Raw genomic sequence first — 21,850 nt, forward strand, 5'->3', positions numbered from 1 at the left:
GACAAGCCGGATTGCGGAGCAGCTCCAGAAAAGGGAGCAGAAGCTCCATCTGAAAGGGCTCACGGGTTCATTGTATTCCTTTGTCATCAAAGCATTGTTTGAAAAATCGGACAACCCGTTCCTGCTGGTACTCGACGACAAGGAGCAGGCGGCCTATTTCCTGAATGACCTCGAGCAGATGATTAACACCGAGGATGTACTTTTCTATCCCGGCTCCTACCGCAATCCGTACCAGATAGAGGATACTGACAACGCGAATATCCTGTTGCGTGCCGAGGTATTGAACCGGATCAATTCGAGGAAGAAGCCCAGCGTGATTGTTACCTATCCGGAAGCGCTTTTCGAGAAGGTAGTGACCAAGAAGGAGCTCGAGAAGAATACATTGAAAATTGCCTTGGGTGATAAGATTTCCATCGACTTCATCAATGAAGTGCTGTTCGAATATGAGTTCCGGCGTGTCGATTTTATTTCCGAACCGGGGGAATTCTCTGTGCGTGGCGGCATCATCGACGTGTTTTCCTTTTCGAATGACCACCCGTACCGGATCGAGTTTTTTGGGAATGAGGTGGAAAGCATCCGCAGCTTTGATGTTGAAACCCAGCTTTCAATCGAGCGGCAGAAGAAAATCGCAATCATCCCGAACGTCGAAAATAAATTTTTCCAGGAGCATCGTGAAAGTTTCCTGGACTATATCAACCCGAAATCAATCCTGTTCATCAGCGATACCGAAGGATTGCTGCATAAACTGGACAAATTATACGAAAAAGCCGGGGACGCTTTCGAAAAGCTCAATAAGGAAATCAAGCATGCCAAACCGGAGCAGCTTTTCGTGAACCGCGAAACCTTTACCAGGAAGGCCCTGGATTTTACTATTGCCGAAACGGGATCCAAAGCGGTTTTTAAATCCGATATGGTTTTCGAGTTCGTCAGCAAACCCCAGCCGTCGTTCAACAAGCAGTTTGATTTGCTGCTGAACAATTTGAGCGACAACCATTTTAACGGAATAAAAAATTATTTGTTCTGCTCTAACGAACAGCAGGCGAGACGTTTCCACGATATTTTTGAGAGCCTTGACGAAACGAACACGGAAGACCTGCGCAAGCAGTACGAGACCGTAGTAATGCCTCTGTACCAGGGATTTGTAGATGAGGAAAATCAAGTCGCGTGCTATACCGACCACCAGATATTTGAGCGTTACCATAAATTCAGCATCAAGAACGGCTATTCAAAAAAACAAACCATTACGCTGAAGGAACTCAATACGCTTTCAGTCGGGGATTACGTGACGCATATCGACCACGGAATCGGGAAATTCGGCGGATTGCAGAAGATCCAGGTAGAAGGCAAGACCCAGGAAGCCATAAAATTGGTCTACGCCGACAATGACATTGTGTACGTCAGCATCCATTCGCTGTATAAGATTGCCAAATACAATGGCAAGGATGGTGCGCCTCCGAAGATTTACAAACTGGGCTCGAACGCCTGGAAGATACTGAAGCAGAAAACCAAGGCGCGCGTCAAGCACATCGCCTTTAACTTGATCCAGCTGTATGCCAAGCGCAGGCTGGAAAAAGGCTTTCAGTACCATCCGGACAGTTATTTGCAACTCGAACTCGAAAGTTCGTTCATTTATGAAGACACGCCGGACCAGGTCAAGGCCACACAGGAGGTCAAGGCAGATATGGAAAGCGACCGCCCGATGGACCGCCTCGTGTGTGGCGATGTCGGTTTTGGAAAGACGGAAGTGGCGATACGCGCCGCATTCAAGGCCGTCGACAATGGGAAGCAGGTCGCGGTGCTGGTGCCAACGACAATCCTCGCGTACCAGCATTTCCGGACTTTTTCTGAAAGGTTGAAAGACATGCCGGTCACCATCGGTTACCTGAACCGCTTCCGTACCGCAAAGCAAAAGGCCGAAACGCTGAAAGACCTTTCAGAGGGCAGGCTGGACATTGTCATCGGGACGCACCAATTGGTCAATAAGAATGTGAAGTTTAAGGATCTGGGCTTATTAGTCATTGACGAAGAGCAAAAGTTTGGCGTAAATGTCAAGGACAAGCTCAAGACCATCTCAGCGAATGTGGATACGCTGACACTCACCGCCACGCCAATCCCGAGGACATTGCAGTTTTCACTGATGGCGGCGCGTGATTTGTCGGTTATCACCACGCCGCCGCCGAACCGTTACCCGATTGAGACGAATGTCGTCGGCTTTAATGAAGAGCTGATCCGCGATGCGATATCGTATGAAATACAACGAAACGGGCAGGTATTCTTTATCAACAACCGCATAGAGAACATCCGCGAAGTCGCCGGGATGATCCAGAGGCTGGTGCCCAACGCGCGCGTCGGAATCGGACACGGGCAGATGGAAGGGAAAAAGCTCGAGGAACTGATGCTCGCATTCATGAATGGGGAATTCGATGTGCTGGTCGCAACGACCATTATTGAAAGCGGTCTTGATGTCCCGAATGCCAATACGATCTTCATTAACAATGCCAACAATTTTGGCTTATCCGACCTGCATCAGATGCGCGGTCGCGTTGGCCGCAGCAATAAGAAAGCGTTCTGTTATTTCATCTGCCCGCCGTATTCGGCCATGACCGATGATGCCAGGAAAAGGATCCAGGCGCTTGAGCAGTTCAGCGAACTGGGCAGCGGATTCAGTATTGCGATGAAGGATCTGGAGATACGCGGTGCCGGGGATTTGCTGGGCGGGGAGCAAAGCGGTTTCATCAATGAGATCGGGTTTGAGACGTACCAGAAAATCATGAATGAGGCCATCGAGGAACTCAAGGAAAATGAGTTTAAGGATTTATATGCCGACGCCGATGAGGGACACGAGAAGGAATACGTCAAGGATTTGCAGATTGACACGGATTTTGAATTGCTGTTCCCTGACGATTACATCAATAACATCTCTGAAAGGCTGAATCTCTACAATGAGCTCAGCCTGATAAAAGACGAAGCGTCGCTGCTTGCCTACGAGCAAAAGCTCACCGACCGCTTCGGGGCATTGCCCAAACCGGCCAAATCGCTGTTGAACAGCATCAGGCTGAAGTGGGTCGCCACGAAACTCGGTATTGAAAAGCTTGTTATGAAGCAGGGCAAGATGATCTGTTATTTTGTCTCAGACCAGCAATCAGATTATTATGTGTCTGCGCAATTCCAGAAGGTGCTTCAATTTGTGCAGAAGCAGCCGACGCTCTGCCGCATGAAGGAAAAGCAAACACCGAACGGGCTGCGTCTGCTGCTGACATTCGAAAATGTAAAATCGATTGGGAAAGCCCTGCAGTTGCTGGAGATGGTGTAGGCGCGCTGCCGCGGTAAAGAAATAAGATTTGAAAAAGTTACATCATGCGTGTACGGCGCCGCGCGAGGGATCGCAGCAGGGTGCCATGCACCGCGCAGAGCCCGGCCCGCAGGGCGCGCCATATAAAAAAAATAAAAAACCGGCCCTAGAGCCGGTTTCTTTTTATAAAAAAGTTGCCTGTATGTTTACCAGATTTTCACCCGTTTTTCAGGAGCTAGGTACAAAGAGTCCGTCGGTTTTACATTAAAGGCTTCATAAAATTCGGGTATGTTTCGCACGATTCCGTTAACACGGAAATGCGGCGGCGAATGCGGATTGGAGGCGACAAGGTTCCTCAGGGCCTCTTCCCTCGATTTTTCCAGCCACGACTGCGCGTACCCGATGAAGAAACGCTGCACTCCGGTAAATCCGTCCAGCACGGGAGCTTCCTTACCGTTCAGGCTTTTCTTGTAGGCTTTCAGGGCTATCGTGATGCCGCCCAGGTCGCCGATGTTTTCGCCCAGCGTAAAGGCACCGTTTACGTTGAGGTCAGGGAACACCTTAAACTCGTTGTACTGCGAGACGAGCGCGCCCGTCCTGGCCTTAAAAGCAGCCTGGTCTTTTTCGGTCCACCAGTTCCTCATGGTGCCGGTGCCGTCGAAGGTGCTGCCCTGGTCGTCAAATCCGTGTCCTATCTCGTGCCCGATTACGGCCCCGATACTGCCATAATTCACCGCATCATCCTTGGTCATGTCGAAGAATGGCGGCTGCAGGATGGCGGCCGGAAATACAATTTCGTTCATGCTTGGATTGTAATACGCGTTGATGGTTTGCGGCGTCATGCCCCACTCCTTGCGGTCTACGGGCTTGCCGAGTTTGTTGAGCTGGCGGTTGTATTCAAAAGCGGTGGCCCGTTCGACATTGCCATACAGGTCCCCTTTCACGATTTTGAGCGAGGAGTAATCGCGCCATTGGTCAGGGTATCCGATTTTTGGGGTGAATTTCGACAGTTTGTCCAAAGCTTCTTTTTTGGTTTCCGGCGTCATCCAGTCCAGATTGGTGATGCTTTCCTTGTATGCGGCAAGCAGGTTCTTGACCATTTCCGACATCCTTTCCTTGGCTTCAGGGGAGAAACGCTTCTTCACATAAATCGCCCCGATGACTTCGCCGAGGCTGCCGTTCACCACTTCTACGCCGCGGCGCCATAGCGGCAGTTGGGCTTCTGTACCCGAAAGTACTTTGCCGTAAAACTCGAAATTCTGCTTGTCAAATGCTGAAGTCAGTACGCCGGCGGCACCATCAATGGCATTCCATTTCAGGTAGATTTTCCAGGCGTCGATGGGCGTGCCGGTGATGATTTTATCCAGTCCTTTGAGAAACGCGGGCTGGCAGGCGAGGATGTTTTTTTCGTTTTTAATACCCGCATTCTGAAGCATCAATGGCATGTTGAAAGCAGGCATGTATTTTTTAAAGTCGGTGATCTCGGTTTTGTTGTACATCAACGACATATCACGCGTCAATTCCTTTTTGACATGCTGCATCGCAATCTGGGTTTCGAGGCCCAGGATGATGTCTGCATTCTTTTCACCGTCGGCGATGCCTGCCAAAGCAAACATTTTCGCTACATGCAACTTGAATTTGTCGCGTATTGATTTTGATTTGGCGTCCTGCAAAAGGTAATATTCCCTTTCCGGCAGGCTGATGCCGCTTTGCCATGCGTACAGTGTATATTTCGTCGGGTCCTTAAAGTCCTCCGTGACCCCTACGGCTACGGGAGATCCTCCGCCCGTGCGGTTTGCCTGGCCGAAATAGGCTGCCAGGTCGTCGTAGGTTTTAATAGCGTCGATTTTGGCCAGTTCAGGAAGCAATGGCTTGATTCCTTTGGCATCACGCGTTTTCATGTCAGTGTAAGAATCGTAGAGATCGCCTACTTTCTGCTCATTGGAACCATCGGCAAAATTGCCTTTGGCCGATTCTTCAATGATGGCCTTCACATCTTCCTGCGCCTTGTCATTCAGAATGTCGAAAACGCCATACGAGGACTTATCTGCCGGAATTTTGTTGGCTTTAACCCAGGCGCCATTTACATAGGCATCGAAATTATCACCCGGCTTTACCGATTTGTCCATGTTTTTGACCAGTATGCCTGATCCTTTGGCCTCTTCTTTGTCGGATTTGCACGAAGTCAGTGCAATTAATCCCGCGGCCATAAGCAATGGGAACTTCTTTGTTTTTATCATCACAGTGGTTTTAATTGATTTGTCAATAAAATAGTACAGCGGTTAGTGGGTTTTCCTGCCGAATTGTTACAAATAAATGAAATTTATGCAAAAAGCCGCTAAGCTGCGGCAAGAGTAGACGGGTTCAGGCAAGCCTTCGGAGATGCTTTACAGCTCCGCATCCTTTCCTTTTTCGTAAAAATTCACGTAAAAAAAATCATTCGGGTCCAGGCCCAGTTCAATGAAAGTGTTGTTTAGTAACAGGATTTTTTCATCGCCCTGTATCGCTGACAGTTTCAGGAATTCAATAAAATGGGCCAGATTCTCAAACTTGAAGCTCAATTTGGTATTCAGCGAATACGGCGTGATCTTAAATTCGAACGGTTTTCCGCTATCAGGACTCCGGTCAGGCAACTGGTGGAAACCCTCTCTTACCAATGCGTCAAAAACCGCCTTAAATTCGTCTTTCATGGTTGTGTTGTTTGTAAACTTAAATATACGGAATTAATGTCAACACGCAGTCCCTTTATTTAACGTATGGTTCCTGAGATACTTTATTTAGAATCCGGGATAAAATCCAACACGACCGAATTCATGCAATACCTTTTGCCGGTAGGCTCGGGTCCGTCGTCGAAAAGGTGGCCCAAATGCCCGCCGCACCGCCCACACAACGCCTCGATGCGCTCCATCCCGAGCGAATTGTCGTTTTTATAGACCACGCTGTTTTTGTTGTCCTGCTCAAAAAAGCTCGGCCAGCCGCATTCACTGGAGAACTTGGCTGTAGAGCGGAACAACTTGTTGCCGCAGGCAGCACAATAGTATGTGCCTTTGTCATTCGTGTTCCAATATTTACCGGTGAAAGGCCGTTCGGTATCGGCGTGGCGCGACACTTCGTAGACGTCTTCGGGAAGGATTTTTTTCCATTCTGCGTCCGAAAGGTTCAACTTGGTCGTGTCGGTATTGGAGTAGTACGGATTTTCGGGTTTGGAAATTACATTGGCGGCATTGGCAGCCTTGACAGTCTGGTTTTTCTTTTGTCCGCAGGCCGTGAGGAACAGCAGCGACATCAGGGCGAGATAAGCATATTTCGTTTTCATAATAGGCATTTACGCTAAAATTACGCATTTGGTTGGCATGGGTATGTCAGATGCCCGACAAAAATCCTGAATTAACGGTAATTTATGATTTTAATATGGGACTGCGCTGCTTCATGCGTTCATCACTTTCGAAAAAATGGGCAGTTACATCTTGAAATACAATTCGCGCCAAAGGCGACAGCCACGTAATACTTTTTTACAAAATGGGGATGAAATAAAAAAGCCATCTGTTACCGATGGCTGTTGTGTTTTCCGATTGTGAACTAGTTTTTAATGGGCTGGTCCAGTTTCACTTCCTGTTCCGGCGGAATCCTTTTGGCTAAAAACAAAATCTGGCCCAAATGGCTCGACTGGTGTTCCATTACATGAAACCAGCAGTAATGGTTGGTCATGCTTGTGCCATTCGGCGTTTGCTCAAACCAGGCGTCGTCGCGCTTTTTTAATTCTGCGATGGTTTTGGCACGTACTTCGTTATAGATGTCAAGATAATACTGCACATCATGGCCTTTAAATTCATCGCGGCCGCCTTGGTCGAGATCGAGGGCCACTTCCCATTTTTTCTTTTCCTCATCGTTAAACGTACGGTTCTCAAACGTCAGCACCTGATAGTAGGCTTCCGCGGCGGCGAGGTGCATTATCAGCGAGCCGATCCGGTTTGCCTTGTCGTCGTGAAGGTAATCCAGCTCGTATTGGCTCATATTCTTCACTTTGTTTTCCACGCGGTTTTTCAGGTCTTCGAGCATTGAGATCATCGAACCGATTTGCGGCGAAGCGCCTTCGACATTTCCGATTTTACCCCATTCCTTATACACGATGCCCTTGCCTTCGAGTACCAACGACGACTTGCCCGCGGTCTTGTCATCTGCGGAGGCGACATCGTATTCCTTTATCTTCAGCGCCTTGTCTTTTGAAATGCCCATGGTCCACTCGGGGATGGTATTGTTTTTGACCCTTTGCTCGAAACTGCCGTTGCGGATTGAAACCGGATCGAAACCTCCTTTGTCATTTTCGATTGACAGTTTGAAATCATCGAAATAGAATGAGCCGTTGTATTCACAGAGTCCGCCGAAATTCAACACACTCGAATTGGCATCGATTGTCCCTTCCACGGTATAGGATTTCCAATCGCCCGCAGTAATCGGGCGGTCACCCATATTGTCGAAGAATCCCTGCTCATCGTTTTTGTTATCAACCCTTGCCCACAAGCCTGCGGAGGCGTGCGTATCCTGTGAAACCACTTTTACAGAGGCCTCAAGCCGGAATTTTTTCTTCGTCCTGGATTCGATGGAAATGCTTTGTGTAAAGGCCGCCCAGTCTGATGAAACAACTTTTGGCTGTTGGGCGTGCAGCGGCACTGTGGCCAGCAGCAGGAGTGGAAGAATTTTTTTCATAATGGTGTCGGTTTAGGCGAGGCGTTGCAGTTGCCTCACACAAATATAAGTTTATCTTTTATTCGTGCCACACTGGTGACAGAAGTTTTGTAAATAGGAATATCAAAGTAGATTGATTCTATATTTAACGATAATTTAACGCACGGCGTTGTTTGTTTCGAAATTGTTTCTATTTTTATTAAATTATTTAAAAAGTAATTTACCGAAAATGAAGTATCCCGCAATTCAGAATTATATTGACGGGAGGTTCGTAAGTGCCTCCACGTCAAAAACCATGGACGTTATTTCCCCATTGGACGGAAACTATCTTTCTATCGTCCCGATGTCTTCCGCTACCGATTTGGACCGTGCCGTAAAAGCCGCACAGTCTGCGTTTCCTGCCTGGAGCAAAACCCCGATCAAAGAACGTGTCCAGGTATTTTTCCGATACAAATATTTACTCGAAAAAAACCTTGAGGAACTGGCCCGGCTTTGCAGTGAAGAAAACGGAAAGACCTATGGCGAATCCGTTGCCGAAATTGAGAAATGTATCGAGCTCACGGAATTTGCCACGTCCTTACCGCAATTGATAACGGGTGAACTGCTGGAAGTCAGTAAAGGTGTTGAATGCCGTACAGAGCACGTGCCGCTGGGTGTTGTGGCTTCGATCGTGCCATTTAATTTCCCATCGATGGTGCCCAATTGGACCATCCCAAACGCCATCGCTTTAGGAAACTGCATGATCATCAAACCTTCTGAAAAAGTGCCGCTGAGCTGTGGACGATTGGCCGAATTATTAAAAGAAGCCGGATTACCCGACGGCGTTTTCAACATCGTTCATGGTGATGTCGATATCGTTAATGCGATTTGCGACCATCCCGATATCGAAGCGGTTTCTTTTGTCGGTTCCACCAAAGTAGCGAAAATCGTGTATCAAAGAGCGACTTCAAATTATAAAAGGTGCCTCGCATTAGGTGGCGCCAAAAACCACCTGATGGTATTGCCCGACGCGATTCCGGAAATGACGGCACAGAATGTGGCCGCTTCCATGTCCGGTTGTGCGGGGCAGCGTTGTATGGCGGCGTCTGCAATGATTGGCGTGGGTAACGTTGATGCGATTATTGAGAAAATCTGCGATGAGGCCAGGAAGATTATTCCCGGAGAAAATCTCGGTGCCGTCATCAACAAGGAATCCCAGCAAAGAATTGAAAGATATATTTCCGAAGCCGAAAGTAATGGAGCGAAGATATTGGTCGATGGACGCAATGCCAAAGTCGACGGCAAAGAAAACGGAACCTACGTCGGGCCCACCGTCATCGATTACGTAACACCGGAAATGAGCGTGGCGCGTGAAGAAATCTTCGGCCCCGTAATTTCTATCATGCGGGCCAAAACCGTAGACGAAGCCCTGACGATTGAAAATGCCAATCCATACGGAAATGCCGCGAGCGTCTTTACCCAAAATGGCGGTATGGCACGCTATATTATTGACAAAGCAAGCGCGGGAATGATTGGTGTGAATGTGGGCGTTCCGGTACCGCGGGAGCCGTTCAGTTTCGGCGGCTGGAACGAAAGCAAATTCGGCGTCGGTGACATCACCGGGAAAAGCTCGATTGAATTCTGGACCAAGCTCAAGAAGTCAACGATCAAATGGAATCCCGAAGCGGGCGTCAATTGGATGAGTTAATGCCGGAAAAGTAAGAACCTAAAGTCTGCAGCAGCGTGTCGAACAATCTAAGAATAATGAAATGATGACCAAAGAAGATATTTTAAGCAAAGAACAAATCATAGCTGACAGTAAAGAATTCAGCCTGTTTTCGTGGTCGGCACAGGCCAGTGTAAATCCGATTGCTATTGAAAGGGCAGAAGGGGTTTATCTATACGAATATGGTGGCAAACGCATCATCGACTTTTCGTCGGGGTTGATGTCTGTAAACATAGGGCACGGCGACCAGCGCGTCACCGATGCCGTTGTTGAACAAATGCAGAAAGTGAGTTTTGTGACACCAAGCTGTACGACTGAAATCCGAGCGAGATTGTCCCGTAAACTCGCTGAAATCTGTCCCGGCGACCTTAACAAGGCCTTTTACACATTGTGTGGGACCTCTTCAATTGACAACGCCATTAAGCTGGCGAGACTGTATACGGGAAGACATAAGATTATCGGAAGATACCGCGCGTTCCATGGCGGCTCGATTGGCGGGATGACCGTGGGCGGCGATCCGCGTAAACTCGCAAACGATTCCCAGCAAATGCCAAACGCCGTGCATCTCGACGACCCGTATTATTTCTTCGGAATGAAAAATCTGGATGAGGCGACAAAACTAAGCCTGAGTTTGGAATATGTAGAAAGGGTCATCCATTTAGAAGGCAAAACCAATATCGCTGCGTTTATTTTTGAAGGCGAAAGCGGCTCGTCAGGCTGCCTGAAATATCCGAAAGGCTATCTGAAAGGGGTGAAGGCCTTATGCGAAAAATACGGAATCCTGTTCGTTGCCGACGAAGTCATGAGCGGATTCGGGCGTACCGGAAAATGGTTCGGTTTTGAAAACCACGGCATCGTTCCCGATATGGTTTGCATGGCGAAGGGTTTGACGGCCTCCTATCTTCCGTTGGGCTGCCTGATGGTGTCCGACAAAATCGCGGAAAAATTCGAAAATACGCCGATGATGATCGGGCTGACGTATAACGGCCATCCGGTAGCCCTTGCAGCAGCTTTGGCCGTAATCAACATTTACGAAAGCGACAGGCTGATTGAGAATACACGCGAAATGGGGGCGTATCTTGAATCGCGTATTGAAGAGATGAGAAGTCAGCATCCGAGTATGGGCACTTTCCGAAATACCGGACTGTTAGGCTGTCTTGACATCCTGAAAAACAAAACTACAGGCGAATTGATTGCGCCGTACAACGCTGCCGCAGATGATTTGAAGGTCACGAACCAAATTGCCGCCAAAGTACGTGAACTCGGTTTGTACACCTTTGTACGCTGGGGTTACATTTTTATCGCGCCGCCCTTATGTGTGACAAAAGACCAGATTGATGAAGGGCTTGCCATCATCGGTGAAGCACTCAGGATTTCCGATGCCGCACTTGTTTAAATGGCCCAAAATATGAACAAAACAGCAATCACCAGTTCCTCCTTATACAGCGAAGACCTTGCCCCGGTATCGGCGGACAAACGCAGTTGGAATACCTGGAACTATGCGGCCTTATGGATCAGCATGAGCCTTTGCATCCCAACTTATATGCTGTCAAGTTCATTGATTGAAGGTGGTATGAATTGGTGGCAGGCGATCCTGACGATATTTCTGGGCAATACGATTGTGCTGATCCCGATGATTTTAAACGGTCATGCGGGCGCCAAATACGGCATTCCTTTTCCGGTTTTTGCCCGTGCGAGCTTCGGGACCAAAGGCGCTAATATTCCGGCATTATTGCGTGCGATTGTGGCCTGCGGCTGGTTCGGGATCCAAACCTGGATTGGCGGATTTGCGCTGTTCCAGATGTTTCGTCTGTGGATCCCGGCATTGGATACATTGCCACCCATTTTCCCGGAATCCTGGGGATTACAGACGGGTCCCGCAATTTGTTTTTTCCTTTTCTGGCTGCTGAATATGTATGTCGTATATCTGGGCGTAGAAAGCATCAGGAGATTGCTGGTTTTCAAGGCGATCTTTTTGCCGGTTGCCGCATTGGCTTTATTGCTTTGGGCAATTTCAGCAGCAAAAGGTCTTGGACCAATTTTAGACACGCCATCAAAATTTACAACCACAACCGATTTCTTTCATTTTTTCTTCCCGGCATTAACCGGTATGGTCGGTTTTTGGGCGACACTGTCGCTGAATATCCCCGATTTTACGCGTTACGCCAAATCCCAGAACGCACAAATCAAAGGACAGATCATTGGTCTGCCGCCCTCAATGACATTGTTTGCTTTTGTAGGCGTGGTGGTCACTTCGGCAACAACAATCGTTTTTGGGACAACCATCTGGGATCCGGTGGTTTTGGCAGGAAAATTTGATAGTAAATTGTTGGTTTCTATTGCCATGATTGCCGTTGCTATTTCGACATTGGCAACCAATATCGCCGCAAATATTGTCAGTCCGGCCAATGATTTTGCGAACCTTTCACCATCTAAAATCGATTTCAGGAAAGGAGGATACATCACCGGAATCATCGGCATCCTCATTTTCCCATGGAAGCTGATTGCCGATCCGTCGGGTTATATTTTCACATGGCTTGTCGGCTATTCAAGTCTGCTCGGACCCGTCGGCGGCATCATGATTGTCGATTATTATTTCATTCGCAAGCAACGACTTGAACTCGAAGATTTATACAATAGTTATGGGATGTACCGCTTTTCGGACGGCTTTAACATGAATGCGATTGCCGCTTTAATAATCGGAATCTTGCCGAATGTCCCTGGATTTCTGACCACCATAAAAGCAGTAGGCAGTGATGTTTTCCCATTATGGGTGTCAGATTTGTACCACTATGCGTGGTTTGTCGGATTCGGTATTAGCGGGTTGGTTTATTGGATTTTAATGAGAAAACAGCAAGATTAAATATGAGCATCTTAATCAAGAACGGAAGAATTATAACGGCGGCTGATGATTACACCGCCGATATATTTATCGAAGGCGAGACCATCAGGACCATTGGCAAAAACCTGACTGTTACTGCTGATGAAACCATCGATGCCTCCGGGAAACTCGTCATGCCGGGCGGAATTGATCCGCACGTGCACCTCGATATGCCCTTCATGGGAACCTACAGCAGCGACAACTACGAAACAGGCACACGCGCAGCACTTTTTGGTGGAACCACCACCGTCATCGATTTCATATTACAGACACAGGGCAAAAGCCTGCAATCGGCGCTTAACGAATGGAAAGGCCGCAGTGATAACAATGCCGTCGGTGACTACAGTTTCCACATGGCAGTGACCGATTTCAACGAAGAAACCAAAAAGGAAATCCGGCATTTCATAGAAAATGAAGGCATCACGTCTTTCAAAACATTCATGGCTTACAAAGGTGCACTGATGATTGATGACCGGCAGATGGTTGGTTTGATGCAGGAGGTGAAAAAGCACGGCGGCCTGATTAACGTACATGCAACCAATGGTGATATGATTGATTTTTTAATCGCCAAACACAAATCGGAAGGCAAATTATCACCGCTTTACCATTATTTATCCCAACCCGAAGTCACTGAAGCCGAAGCCAGCAGCCGTTTCGCAGATATGGCCGATTACACGGGCTGTCCGGGATATATTGTGCATTTAACATGTGAAGGTGCGTTGAATGCCGTGCGTTTTGCCACACGCAGGAACCAACATGTTTTTGTCGAAACCTGCATTCAATACCTCATTCTCGACGCATCCCTATATGAAAACGATTTTGAAGGGGCCAAGTGGGTGATGTCGCCACCGCTTCGCGAAAAGAAAGATCAGGAGACGCTTTGGGCCGGATTGAATCAGGGTTTGGTCAATGTGGTTGCAACCGACCATTGTCCGTTTATGTGGGAGCAGAAACTGATGGGAAAAGACGATTTCTCAAAAATCCCGAATGGGCATCCCGCCATCGAAAACCGCATGGAACTGCTCTTCAGTGAAGGTGTTTCCAAAGGGAAGATCACCCTGAATAAATATGTTGAAGTCGCCAGCACGAACGCAGCAAAAATTTTCGGCATGTTCCCGAAAAAAGGCACAATCGCAATCGGAAGTGACGCCGATATCGTTATCCTCGATCCCAATGAAACACACACTTTGTCTGCGAAAACCCACCACATGAATGTGGATTATAGCGCTTACGAAGGCCGGGAGTTGACCGGAAAAGTCAAAACAGTCTTGTTACGCGGAAAAGTGGTCATCGACAACAACGAATGCAAAGTAGAAAAAGGCTACGGGCAGTTTGTAAAAAGGAATAAAGTCACAGGAAAAATATAGCAATTTCTCATTCGTAATTTAAATCATGGCCAGAATAGTAAAATCAGGTTTAATCCAACTCAGCCTCGCCAAAACCGAGGGCGAAGGCACCATCCCCGAAATCATGGAGGCCATGCTGCAAAAGCACATTCCATATATTGATGAAGCCGGAAGGCAAGGCGTCCAGATCCTGTGTTTCCAGGAAATCTTCAACACCCCGTATTTTTGTCCGGGTCAGGATGCGAAGTGGTACGCTTCCGCAGAAACGGTTCCCGGACCAACGACAGCGCTGATGCAGGGATATGCCAAAAAATACAACATGGTTATCGTCGTCCCGATTTACGAAAAAGAACAATCCGGAGTGTATTACAACACTGCTGCGGTCATCGACGCCGATGGGACCTATTTGGGAAAATACCGTAAAAACCATATTCCGCAGACCGGTGGTTTCTGGGAAAAGTATTTCTTCAAACCCGGAAATTTAGGCTATCCGGTGTTCCAGACAAAGTATGCGAAAGTCGGCGTGTACATCTGCTACGACCGTCATTTTCCGGATGGCGCGCGTTGTTTGGGACTGAATGGCGCCGAAATCGTCTTCAATCCATCGGCGACCACCGTCGGGCAATCGCAATATTTATGGAAACTCGAACAACCGGCGCATGCCGTGGCGAATGGCTATTTCATGGGATGCATCAACCGCGTCGGAACGGAAAAACCATGGAATCTCGGTAAATTTTACGGCACGTCCTATTTCGTGAATCCGCGGGGGGAAATCCTCGCCTGTGCTTCTGAAGACAAGGATGAATTGCTCATCGCTGAATTCGACCTTGATTTAATCGATGAGGTTCGTGGAAAGTGGCAGTTTTATCGTGACAGAAGACCGGAAACGTATAAAGAAATTACCGAATTATAGATTCAAAGCCACATAGAAACATAGGTTTTCAATGTCTTTGGTGGCAAAATCCAAACAACAAAACAAATGTTATGAGTATACAAAATAACCGTCTGACAAACGCAGAATACGAAGCGAATTTCGCCGACATCCATCCGCCGTTCGAAACCCATGATGCGGCACTGACGGAAGCAAACCGCTGTCTATTCTGTTACGATCCGCCGTGTATGAAGGCGTGTCCGACATCAATCAACGTCCCCAAATTCATCAAGCAGATTGCGACCGAAAATCCGAAAGGCTCGGCCCATACGATTTTCTCGGCCAATATTATGGGAGCGGGCTGTAGTAAAGTCTGCCCGGTTGAAAAATTATGCGAAGGGGCCTGTGTGTATAATCTGATGCACGAAACACCCATCCACATTGCCAAACTACAACGTTATTCGACAGAAAAAGCCATGAAAAACCAATGGCAATTATTCGACAGGAAACCATCCACCGGGAAACGTGTCGCTATTATCGGTGCGGGACCAGCCGGACTAAGCTGTGCGCATACGCTTTCAAGGGAAGGTGTCGAAGTCACGATTTATGAAAAGGAATCCAAAGGTGGCGGACTGATGACTTACGGAATTGCCGCTTACAAAGTCACGCCGGAATTCTGCGAAGATGAAGTCAATTACATCACTTCAATCGGCGGCATCTCCATCAAATACAACCACGAATTGGGACGGAATATTTCCCTGGAGGAATTACAGCGGAATTACGATGCGGTATACTTGGCATTTGGTGTCGGCATGGCCCGCCAATTGGACATTCCGGGAGAAAATTTATTCGGAGTTACTGATGCTATTAAATTTATTTACGATTTACGAAACAATGAGTATTCAAAAATAGCCGTCGGCGATAAAGTGGCGGTGATCGGAATGGGGATGACCGCCATTGATGCCGCGACACAGGCCAAAAGACTCGGCGCTTCCGAAGTGCATCTGGTATACAGAAGGACACAGGAAGAAATGCCCTGCACCGAAAAAGAACTCAACATCGCCAAACTCGACGGCTGTAATATCATCTGGCTTGCCGCCCCGAAAGAAATCATCGGCGATGGTGAAAACGTATCACAATTGGTTTGCGACGTCATGAAACTCGGCGCACCTGATGCCAGTGGCCGCAGAAGCCCGATCGAGACCGGGGAAACCTTTACCCTCGATGTCGATATGGTGATCAAGGCGGCGGGACAAATGCCGTTTTCAGAAGTGGTAAACAATGAAAATCTTCAAAACAGCAACGGAAAAGTGTCCGTACAAGGCAAATCCAAAACCAGCTTAAACAATGTTTTCGCGGGCGGCGATTGCGTCAACGGTGGGCGCGAAGTCGTCGATGCCGTTCAGGCCGGAAAAGACGGTGCTGCCGCCATACTCAAAGCCATCATCAGCCCGGACTACATCATCGAATCGGAATTAAAACCAACCTTCAACAATTAAGATTATGGCAGATATATCAACCAATTTTCTCGGCATAAAATCCCCAAACCCTTTCTGGCTCGCCAGCGCTCCGCCTACAGATAAAAAAATCAATGTGGTCCGTGCTTTCGAAGCCGGCTGGGGTGGCGTCGTATGGAAAACGCTTGGCTCGCAGGTCAAGAATGTTTCCTCGAGATATTCCTCGGTAAATTACGCCGGCAAGCGCATGATGGGTTTCAATAACATCGAACTCATCAGCGACCGGCCATTGGATATCAACCTTAAGGAAATTACCGAAGTCGTCAAGATGTTCCCCGATCGCGCCATGATCGTATCACTCATGGCCGACAACGACCGCCAGTCATGGCACGAACTCATCATGAAATGTGAGGACGCCGGAGCGATGGGCTTTGAACTCAATTTCGGCTGTCCGCACGGCATGACCGAACGCGGCATGGGTGCGGCAGTAGGGCAGGATCCCGAAATCGCCAAAATGGTCGTCGAATGGGTCATGGAAAAAGCCACGATTCCCGTCATTACCAAACTGACACCCAATGTGCATTCTGTCGTGCCCACCGCCCGTGCTGCCGTCGAAGGGGGTACAAATGCCCTGAGCCTGATCAACACCATCCAAAGCGTCACCGGTGTCGACTTAGATACTTTAGTCCCGAATCCTTACGTCGCGGGGAAAAGTGTTTTCGGAGGTTATTGCGGCCCCGCAGTCAAACCGATTGCGCTGAAAATGCTGACGACTGTCGCACAGGATCCGCTGGCGTCACGCGTCCCGATTTCCGGGATCGGTGGCGTGAGTACGTGGAAAGATGCTGTCGAGTTTATGCTCTTGGGAGCGACTTCCGTTCAGGTTTGCACCGCGGCAATGAACCACGGTTTCCGCATCGTCGAAGACATGTGCGAGGGCCTCAGCAACTGGATGGACGAAAAAGGCTTTGCTAAAACCACCGATTTCATCGGTAAATCCGTCGAAAAAATCACGCATTGGGAAGACCTCGATATCAATTACCACCACATCGCCAAGATCGACCAGGATAAATGCATCCACTGCGGCCTGTGCTACATCGCCTGCGAGGACACGTCGCACCAGTCCATCAACGTCGACCGCGGCAATCCGTACAACCATTACACGGTCAAGGAGGAGGAATGCGTCGGCTGCAACCTCTGCAAGCTCGTGTGCCCCGTCGACAACTGCATCACGATGGAAGTGCACCGCGCCGCACCGGAATATGTGAACTGGAAAGACTGGCAGCGTTTAGGTTTGCCTCTTAATGATCATTAATTTTTTATGGGCGTTGCCTTCGGCCGGGCTTTCCGCTGTATCTTTTGTTCCGCTGCACTCCACAAAAGGATGCCGCTGCAATCCCTAACGCAAACCCGCATAACATGAACGAATCAGCATGAAAATAAACGCATCCCGCTTACAACAACATTTCGAAGCCATGAGCCTCATCGGTAAAATTGGCGACACCGGAACCTGCCGCCCGGCGCACACTGCATTAGAAAAACAAGGTTTTGAACTTGCCGCATCCTGGATGCACGAGGCCGGAATGACAACCAGAATTGACCACTTCGGAAATCTCATCGGCAGGCTCGAAGGCAAAAACCCTGAACTTCCGGTTTTGATGATGGGTTCGCATCTCGATTCCCAACCTTATGGCGGACGGTTTGATGGCGTGGCCGGCGTATTGTGTGCGATCGAGGTTGTCATGATGTTGCACGAAAACAATATCATCCCAGAACGCCCGATTGAAGTGATTTCTTTCGCTGATGAAGAAGGCTGGCGTTTCAATAAAGGGCTTTTCGGTTCGAGGGGAATCCTTGGAAAAATCGAGGATGGTGAACTACAGCGCACCGACAAGGATGGCATTACACGCGAGCAGGCGCTGAGAGATTTCGGTTGCGACGTGACGAAATTCCACGAATCGGAATATCAATCCGGAAGTATTTTCTGCTTCCTCGAACTTCATATAGAACAAGGCCCGATACTCGATCTGGCGCAAAAGCCTATTGGTGTCGTATCCGGAATTTCGGGGCCGCTTTGGTGGACAGTAAAATTGAAAGGCATGGCGGGGCACACGGGTTCAGTCCCAATGCCAATCCGAAAGGACGCTTTAATGGGCGCAGCGGAAATTATTGTTGCCGTCAATGACATCGCCACCCAGATTCCCGGTGCACCAACGGTCGGGACGGTTGGGACCATCCAGGTTTTTCCGGCGTCAAGGAACATCATTCCTGAAGAGGTGACCTTCACGGTCGACCTCCGCGATATTGACCTTGACCGCAGGAACCGTTACGAAAAGCAATTGCGCGACCGTATCGAAGCCATCACCCGAAAGCACGGCCTGACTTGCGAAATTTCAGAAGATACCAAAAGCGATCCGCGGTATTGTGCCGACTGGATCAAGGAAATCATCCGCAAACAATGCGAGAACCTGAACCTCGATGCGCCCGAATTGATGAGCGGCCCGTTCCACGATGCACTGGCGATGTCTTATGCCTGTGATTACGGCATGATTTTCGTGCGCTGCAAGGACGGCATCAGCCACAATCCGCTGGAATATGCTTCGTATGAGGATTTGGCTTTGGGAACGCAGGTTTTGCTGGGAACGGTTTCGGAAATTTTAAATAAGGATAATTAACCGGAAGTTTTTCAGACCTTTGATTACAAGCTTTAACAGGATGAAAAACATAAAATCCAAATTGCCCTACGTTACCAACCACATTTTTTCGGAAATGTCTGCGTTGGCCGCCCGGCACAACGCGATCAATCTGTCGCAGGGTTTTCCGAATTTTGAGCCCTCGCCGACCTTGCAGGATTTGGTTGCCGCGAGTCTGGCCGACAAGAGTTTACCCTTAGCCAACCAGTACGCGCCCATGGCAGGATTGCCTTCACTGCGCCAAAGCGTCGCTAAGAAGATGAATCAGTCGTATGGCATTGCGGTGGACTGGGAGTCAGAAATCACCATCACGGTCGGCGCCACTGCAGCCATATACAACACGATTGCCGCTTTTGTCTGGCCGGGCGATGAAGTCATCCTGATGGAGCCGTGCTATGATTCCTACAGGCCCGCGGTTGACATGGCGGGAGGGATTCCGGTAATTTATGAGATGCAAGCCCCGGATTTTAAAATCGACTGGAAGGTACTCGCGACATTATTCACGCCAAAGACCCGAATGATTTGCATCTGCACCCCAAACAACCCAACCGGGACGGTATTTGAGCCGGCCGACATGGCCATGCTGTCGGAACTCGTACGCGATACCGATGTCATCGTGATGAGCGACGAGGTATATGAACACATGGTCTATAACGGCAGGGTACATGAAACCCCGTTGAAATATGACGGACTTCGGGACAGGACGGTTTCGGTATTTTCATTTGGAAAGACATATCACATCACGGGTTGGCGGATCGGTTACTGCATTGCGGCGCCGGCGCTGACTTCGGAAATCAGGAAAATTCACCAAAACTCGGTTTTCAGTGCCAGCCATCCGTTGCAGCAGGCTCTGACACGGTACATGGATGAATCGGACGATTACCTGTCATTGCCTGTTTTCTACCAGCAAAAAAGGGACCTGTTTGCTGCTGCCATGCAGCCATCGCGCTTTAGATTGTTGCCCTGCCACGGTTCTTATTTCCAATTGATGGATTATGCAGCGATATCGCAGGAAAGCGACTATGATTTTTGCGTCAGGCTGGCCCGTGAATACGGTGTGGCAGCCATCCCGGTGTCGCGCCTGCACAGCAATTTTAAGGACAATCGTTTGATCAGGCTTTGCTTTGCCAAGACCGATGAAACGCTTGTGGCTGCGGCCGGACTGTTGTGCCGGGTTTGATTGACATAGGCAAACATTATACTCCGCACGTCAGGAGGGGGAAATTCCAGGCTCAATATACGGTAAGCCGGGAATCTTAAGCAAAACTTAATTCTGCCACAATAATAATCAAAATCCCTGCCCGTTAATTCCTTAAATTTGTCACATGAAATTATTAGCCGTTTATTTTTTACTGTTAGTGCTCCCAACGCAATGGGAACCGGATTTTGAGAATGCCAAGAAATTGGCCAGGGAAAACCACCAACTCATATTGCTGAACTTTTCAGGTTCAGACTGGTGTGGGCCGTGCATGGTGACGAGAAAAGATTATTTTGACAGTGATGTTTTTTCAGCTATGGCGAAAAGCCATCTGGTGATGGTCAATGCTGATTTCCCGAGGAAGAAGAAAAACATCCCATCGGCGGATGTCGTGAAACGCAACGAAGCACTCGCTGACCAATACAACAAGCAGGGCATGTTTCCCTTTACCTTGTTGCTTGACGCTGACGGCAAGGTAATCAAAACCTGGAGTGGTAAGCCAGGAGTCTCTCCGGAGCAGTTTACCGCCGAGGTCAAAGCCATTTGCGACGCGCATAAATAATCCGTAGATGGAAAAGCATTCAAAATCCCTGAAACTGATGGGCAACAATTTTACGATAACTGTTGTGGCTGAAGACAAGGATTTTGCATCGGAAAATATAGAAGCCGCCATTTCCGAAATCAGCAGGATTGAGCAGCTTTTGACCACATTTAAGCCGGATAGCCAGACCAACGCCATCAATGACAATGCGGGAATACAACCCGTGACCGTTGACGCTGAAGTTTTTAACCTGATTGAAAGAAGCCTGGCGATTTCGAAGATTACGCAGGGTGCGTTCGACATCAGTTATGGGAGTATCGATAAGAGCCTTTGGAATTTTGACCGAAATATGACCACGCTGCCCACCGCAGAAACAGCCGCAAAAATGGTGTACCTGATCGATTACCGCAATATCATCCTGGATGCTGAAAAATGTACCGTGTTCCTCAAAGAAAAAGGCATGCGCATCGGGTTTGGCGGTATTGGTAAGGGCTATGCAGCGGAAATGGCCAAACAGAAATTATTAGGCAATGGTGTAAAAAGCGGCATTATAAATGCCAGCGGTGACCTGGCGGCCTGGGGATTGCAACCCGGAGGGAAGCCCTGGACCATAGGGATAGCCGATCCCGAACAGCCTGCGTCGGTTTTCTCGTATATCGAAATATCTGAGAAAGCCGTGGCCACTTCGGGAAATTATGAAAAATACATCACCATCGGCGGCAGGAAGTATTCGCATACTATCGATCCAAAAACCGGCCTCCCGATTACGGGCATCAAAAGCGTTACGGTCATTTGCGACAATGCTGAATTTGCCGATGCCATGGCCACCCCGATTGCCGTAATGGGCATCAAGGCGGGCCTGTTCCTGGTTAATCAGATTCCCGGCCTGCATTGCATTATTATTGACGATTACAACAAAGTTTATACCTCTGAAAACATCCATTTAACATGAACAAAACAAGAAAAGCATTGATTATGGCCGTGGCCATCGGCACTGTAACGGTGTCGTGTGAATCGGTGAAAGAATACCAGAAATCCAAAATCAACGATTCGGAAATGGTACTCTCCAACCGTAAGATCGAGAAAACAGAACTGAGTTTCCAATCTTACCGAGAAGGCGCTTCCGGAGCCAATTCGGGCAAAAGCGGCGGCGGTTGCGGTTGCAATTAATCCATAAAGG

Annotated in this window: 17 protein-coding genes; 13 read left to right on the plus strand and 4 right to left on the minus strand. The window is 48.6% G+C overall.

Annotated elements, in window-relative coordinates:
* The first annotated feature begins 10 nt into the window (after positions 1-10).
* Positions 11-3,313 carry a transcription-repair coupling factor gene (gene mfd, locus HYN48_RS04475; protein ID WP_425433129.1) on the plus strand — a complete coding sequence of 1,101 codons (3,303 nt, stop codon included), beginning with the start codon at positions 11-13 and terminating at the stop codon, positions 3,311-3,313.
* Positions 3,314-3,498: 185 nt separating this feature from the next.
* Here the strand turns inward: mfd and HYN48_RS04480 are convergent, their stop codons facing one another.
* From HYN48_RS04480 to HYN48_RS04495, 4 genes are all read right to left on the minus strand, one after another.
* Positions 3,499-5,532 carry a M13 family metallopeptidase gene (locus tag HYN48_RS04480; RefSeq protein ID WP_108369983.1) on the minus strand — a complete coding sequence of 678 codons (2,034 nt, stop codon included), beginning with the start codon at positions 5,530-5,532 and terminating at the stop codon, positions 3,499-3,501.
* Positions 5,533-5,679: 147 nt separating this feature from the next.
* The gene (locus tag HYN48_RS04485; protein WP_108369984.1) at positions 5,680-5,982 is read right to left on the minus strand and encodes a hypothetical protein; all 303 of its coding nucleotides are present in this window, start codon (positions 5,980-5,982) and stop codon (positions 5,680-5,682) included.
* A gap of 83 nt (positions 5,983-6,065) precedes the next feature.
* Positions 6,066-6,608 carry a peptide-methionine (R)-S-oxide reductase MsrB gene (gene msrB, locus HYN48_RS04490; RefSeq protein WP_108369985.1) on the minus strand — a complete coding sequence of 181 codons (543 nt, stop codon included), beginning with the start codon at positions 6,606-6,608 and terminating at the stop codon, positions 6,066-6,068.
* A gap of 263 nt (positions 6,609-6,871) precedes the next feature.
* Positions 6,872-7,999, minus strand: coding sequence for a DinB family protein (locus HYN48_RS04495; RefSeq protein WP_108369986.1), 1,128 nt, complete (start codon positions 7,997-7,999; stop codon positions 6,872-6,874).
* Between the two features lie 208 nt (positions 8,000-8,207).
* On the opposite strand from HYN48_RS04495, the gene HYN48_RS04500 reads away from it, so the two are divergent.
* The 12 genes from HYN48_RS04500 to HYN48_RS04555 all read left to right on the plus strand — a co-directional run bounded on the left by HYN48_RS04500 (position 8,208) and on the right by HYN48_RS04555 (position 21,840).
* Positions 8,208-9,665 carry a CoA-acylating methylmalonate-semialdehyde dehydrogenase gene (locus HYN48_RS04500; protein WP_108369987.1) on the plus strand — a complete coding sequence of 486 codons (1,458 nt, stop codon included), beginning with the start codon at positions 8,208-8,210 and terminating at the stop codon, positions 9,663-9,665.
* A gap of 61 nt (positions 9,666-9,726) precedes the next feature.
* The gene (locus HYN48_RS04505; protein WP_245945985.1) at positions 9,727-11,079 is read left to right on the plus strand and encodes an aminotransferase class III-fold pyridoxal phosphate-dependent enzyme; all 1,353 of its coding nucleotides are present in this window, start codon (positions 9,727-9,729) and stop codon (positions 11,077-11,079) included.
* A 12-nt stretch (positions 11,080-11,091) separates the two neighbouring features.
* On the plus strand, positions 11,092-12,546 hold the full coding sequence (locus HYN48_RS04510; protein ID WP_219909600.1) for an NCS1 family nucleobase:cation symporter-1: 1,455 nt from the start codon (positions 11,092-11,094) through the stop codon (positions 12,544-12,546).
* A gap of 2 nt (positions 12,547-12,548) precedes the next feature.
* On the plus strand, positions 12,549-13,931 hold the full coding sequence (gene hydA, locus HYN48_RS04515; protein WP_108369990.1) for a dihydropyrimidinase: 1,383 nt from the start codon (positions 12,549-12,551) through the stop codon (positions 13,929-13,931).
* A 25-nt stretch (positions 13,932-13,956) separates the two neighbouring features.
* Positions 13,957-14,823, plus strand: a complete 867-nt coding sequence (locus tag HYN48_RS04520) for a nitrilase-related carbon-nitrogen hydrolase (protein WP_108369991.1) — start codon at positions 13,957-13,959, stop codon at positions 14,821-14,823.
* A gap of 71 nt (positions 14,824-14,894) precedes the next feature.
* Positions 14,895-16,280, plus strand: coding sequence for an NAD(P)-dependent oxidoreductase (locus tag HYN48_RS04525; protein ID WP_108369992.1), 1,386 nt, complete (start codon positions 14,895-14,897; stop codon positions 16,278-16,280).
* Positions 16,281-16,284: 4 nt separating this feature from the next.
* Complete coding sequence (gene preA, locus HYN48_RS04530) at positions 16,285-17,553, plus strand: NAD-dependent dihydropyrimidine dehydrogenase subunit PreA (RefSeq protein ID WP_108369993.1); 1,269 nt, start codon at positions 16,285-16,287, stop codon at positions 17,551-17,553.
* 118 nt (positions 17,554-17,671) lie between these two features.
* Entirely contained in the window at positions 17,672-18,913 is a 1,242-nt protein-coding gene (locus HYN48_RS04535) for a Zn-dependent hydrolase (RefSeq protein WP_108369994.1), read from the plus strand.
* 40 nt (positions 18,914-18,953) lie between these two features.
* Positions 18,954-20,111 carry a methionine aminotransferase gene (locus HYN48_RS04540; RefSeq protein WP_108369995.1) on the plus strand — a complete coding sequence of 386 codons (1,158 nt, stop codon included), beginning with the start codon at positions 18,954-18,956 and terminating at the stop codon, positions 20,109-20,111.
* A 145-nt stretch (positions 20,112-20,256) separates the two neighbouring features.
* Positions 20,257-20,691: a thioredoxin family protein gene (locus tag HYN48_RS04545; RefSeq protein ID WP_108369996.1), complete on the plus strand. Its 435-nt coding sequence runs from the start codon at positions 20,257-20,259 to the stop codon at positions 20,689-20,691.
* Between the two features lie 7 nt (positions 20,692-20,698).
* A complete protein-coding gene (locus tag HYN48_RS04550) occupies positions 20,699-21,622 on the plus strand; it encodes an FAD:protein FMN transferase (RefSeq protein WP_108369997.1) in 924 nt (307 codons plus the stop codon).
* Positions 21,619-21,840 carry a DUF4266 domain-containing protein gene (locus HYN48_RS04555; protein WP_108369998.1) on the plus strand — a complete coding sequence of 74 codons (222 nt, stop codon included), beginning with the start codon at positions 21,619-21,621 and terminating at the stop codon, positions 21,838-21,840. Before HYN48_RS04550 ends, HYN48_RS04555 begins: the two co-directional genes overlap by 4 nt.
* Positions 21,841-21,850: the final 10 nt, after the last annotated feature.

Source organism: Flavobacterium magnum, assembly GCF_003055625.1.
Taxonomy (GTDB): Bacteria; Bacteroidota; Bacteroidia; order Flavobacteriales; family Flavobacteriaceae; genus Flavobacterium; species Flavobacterium magnum.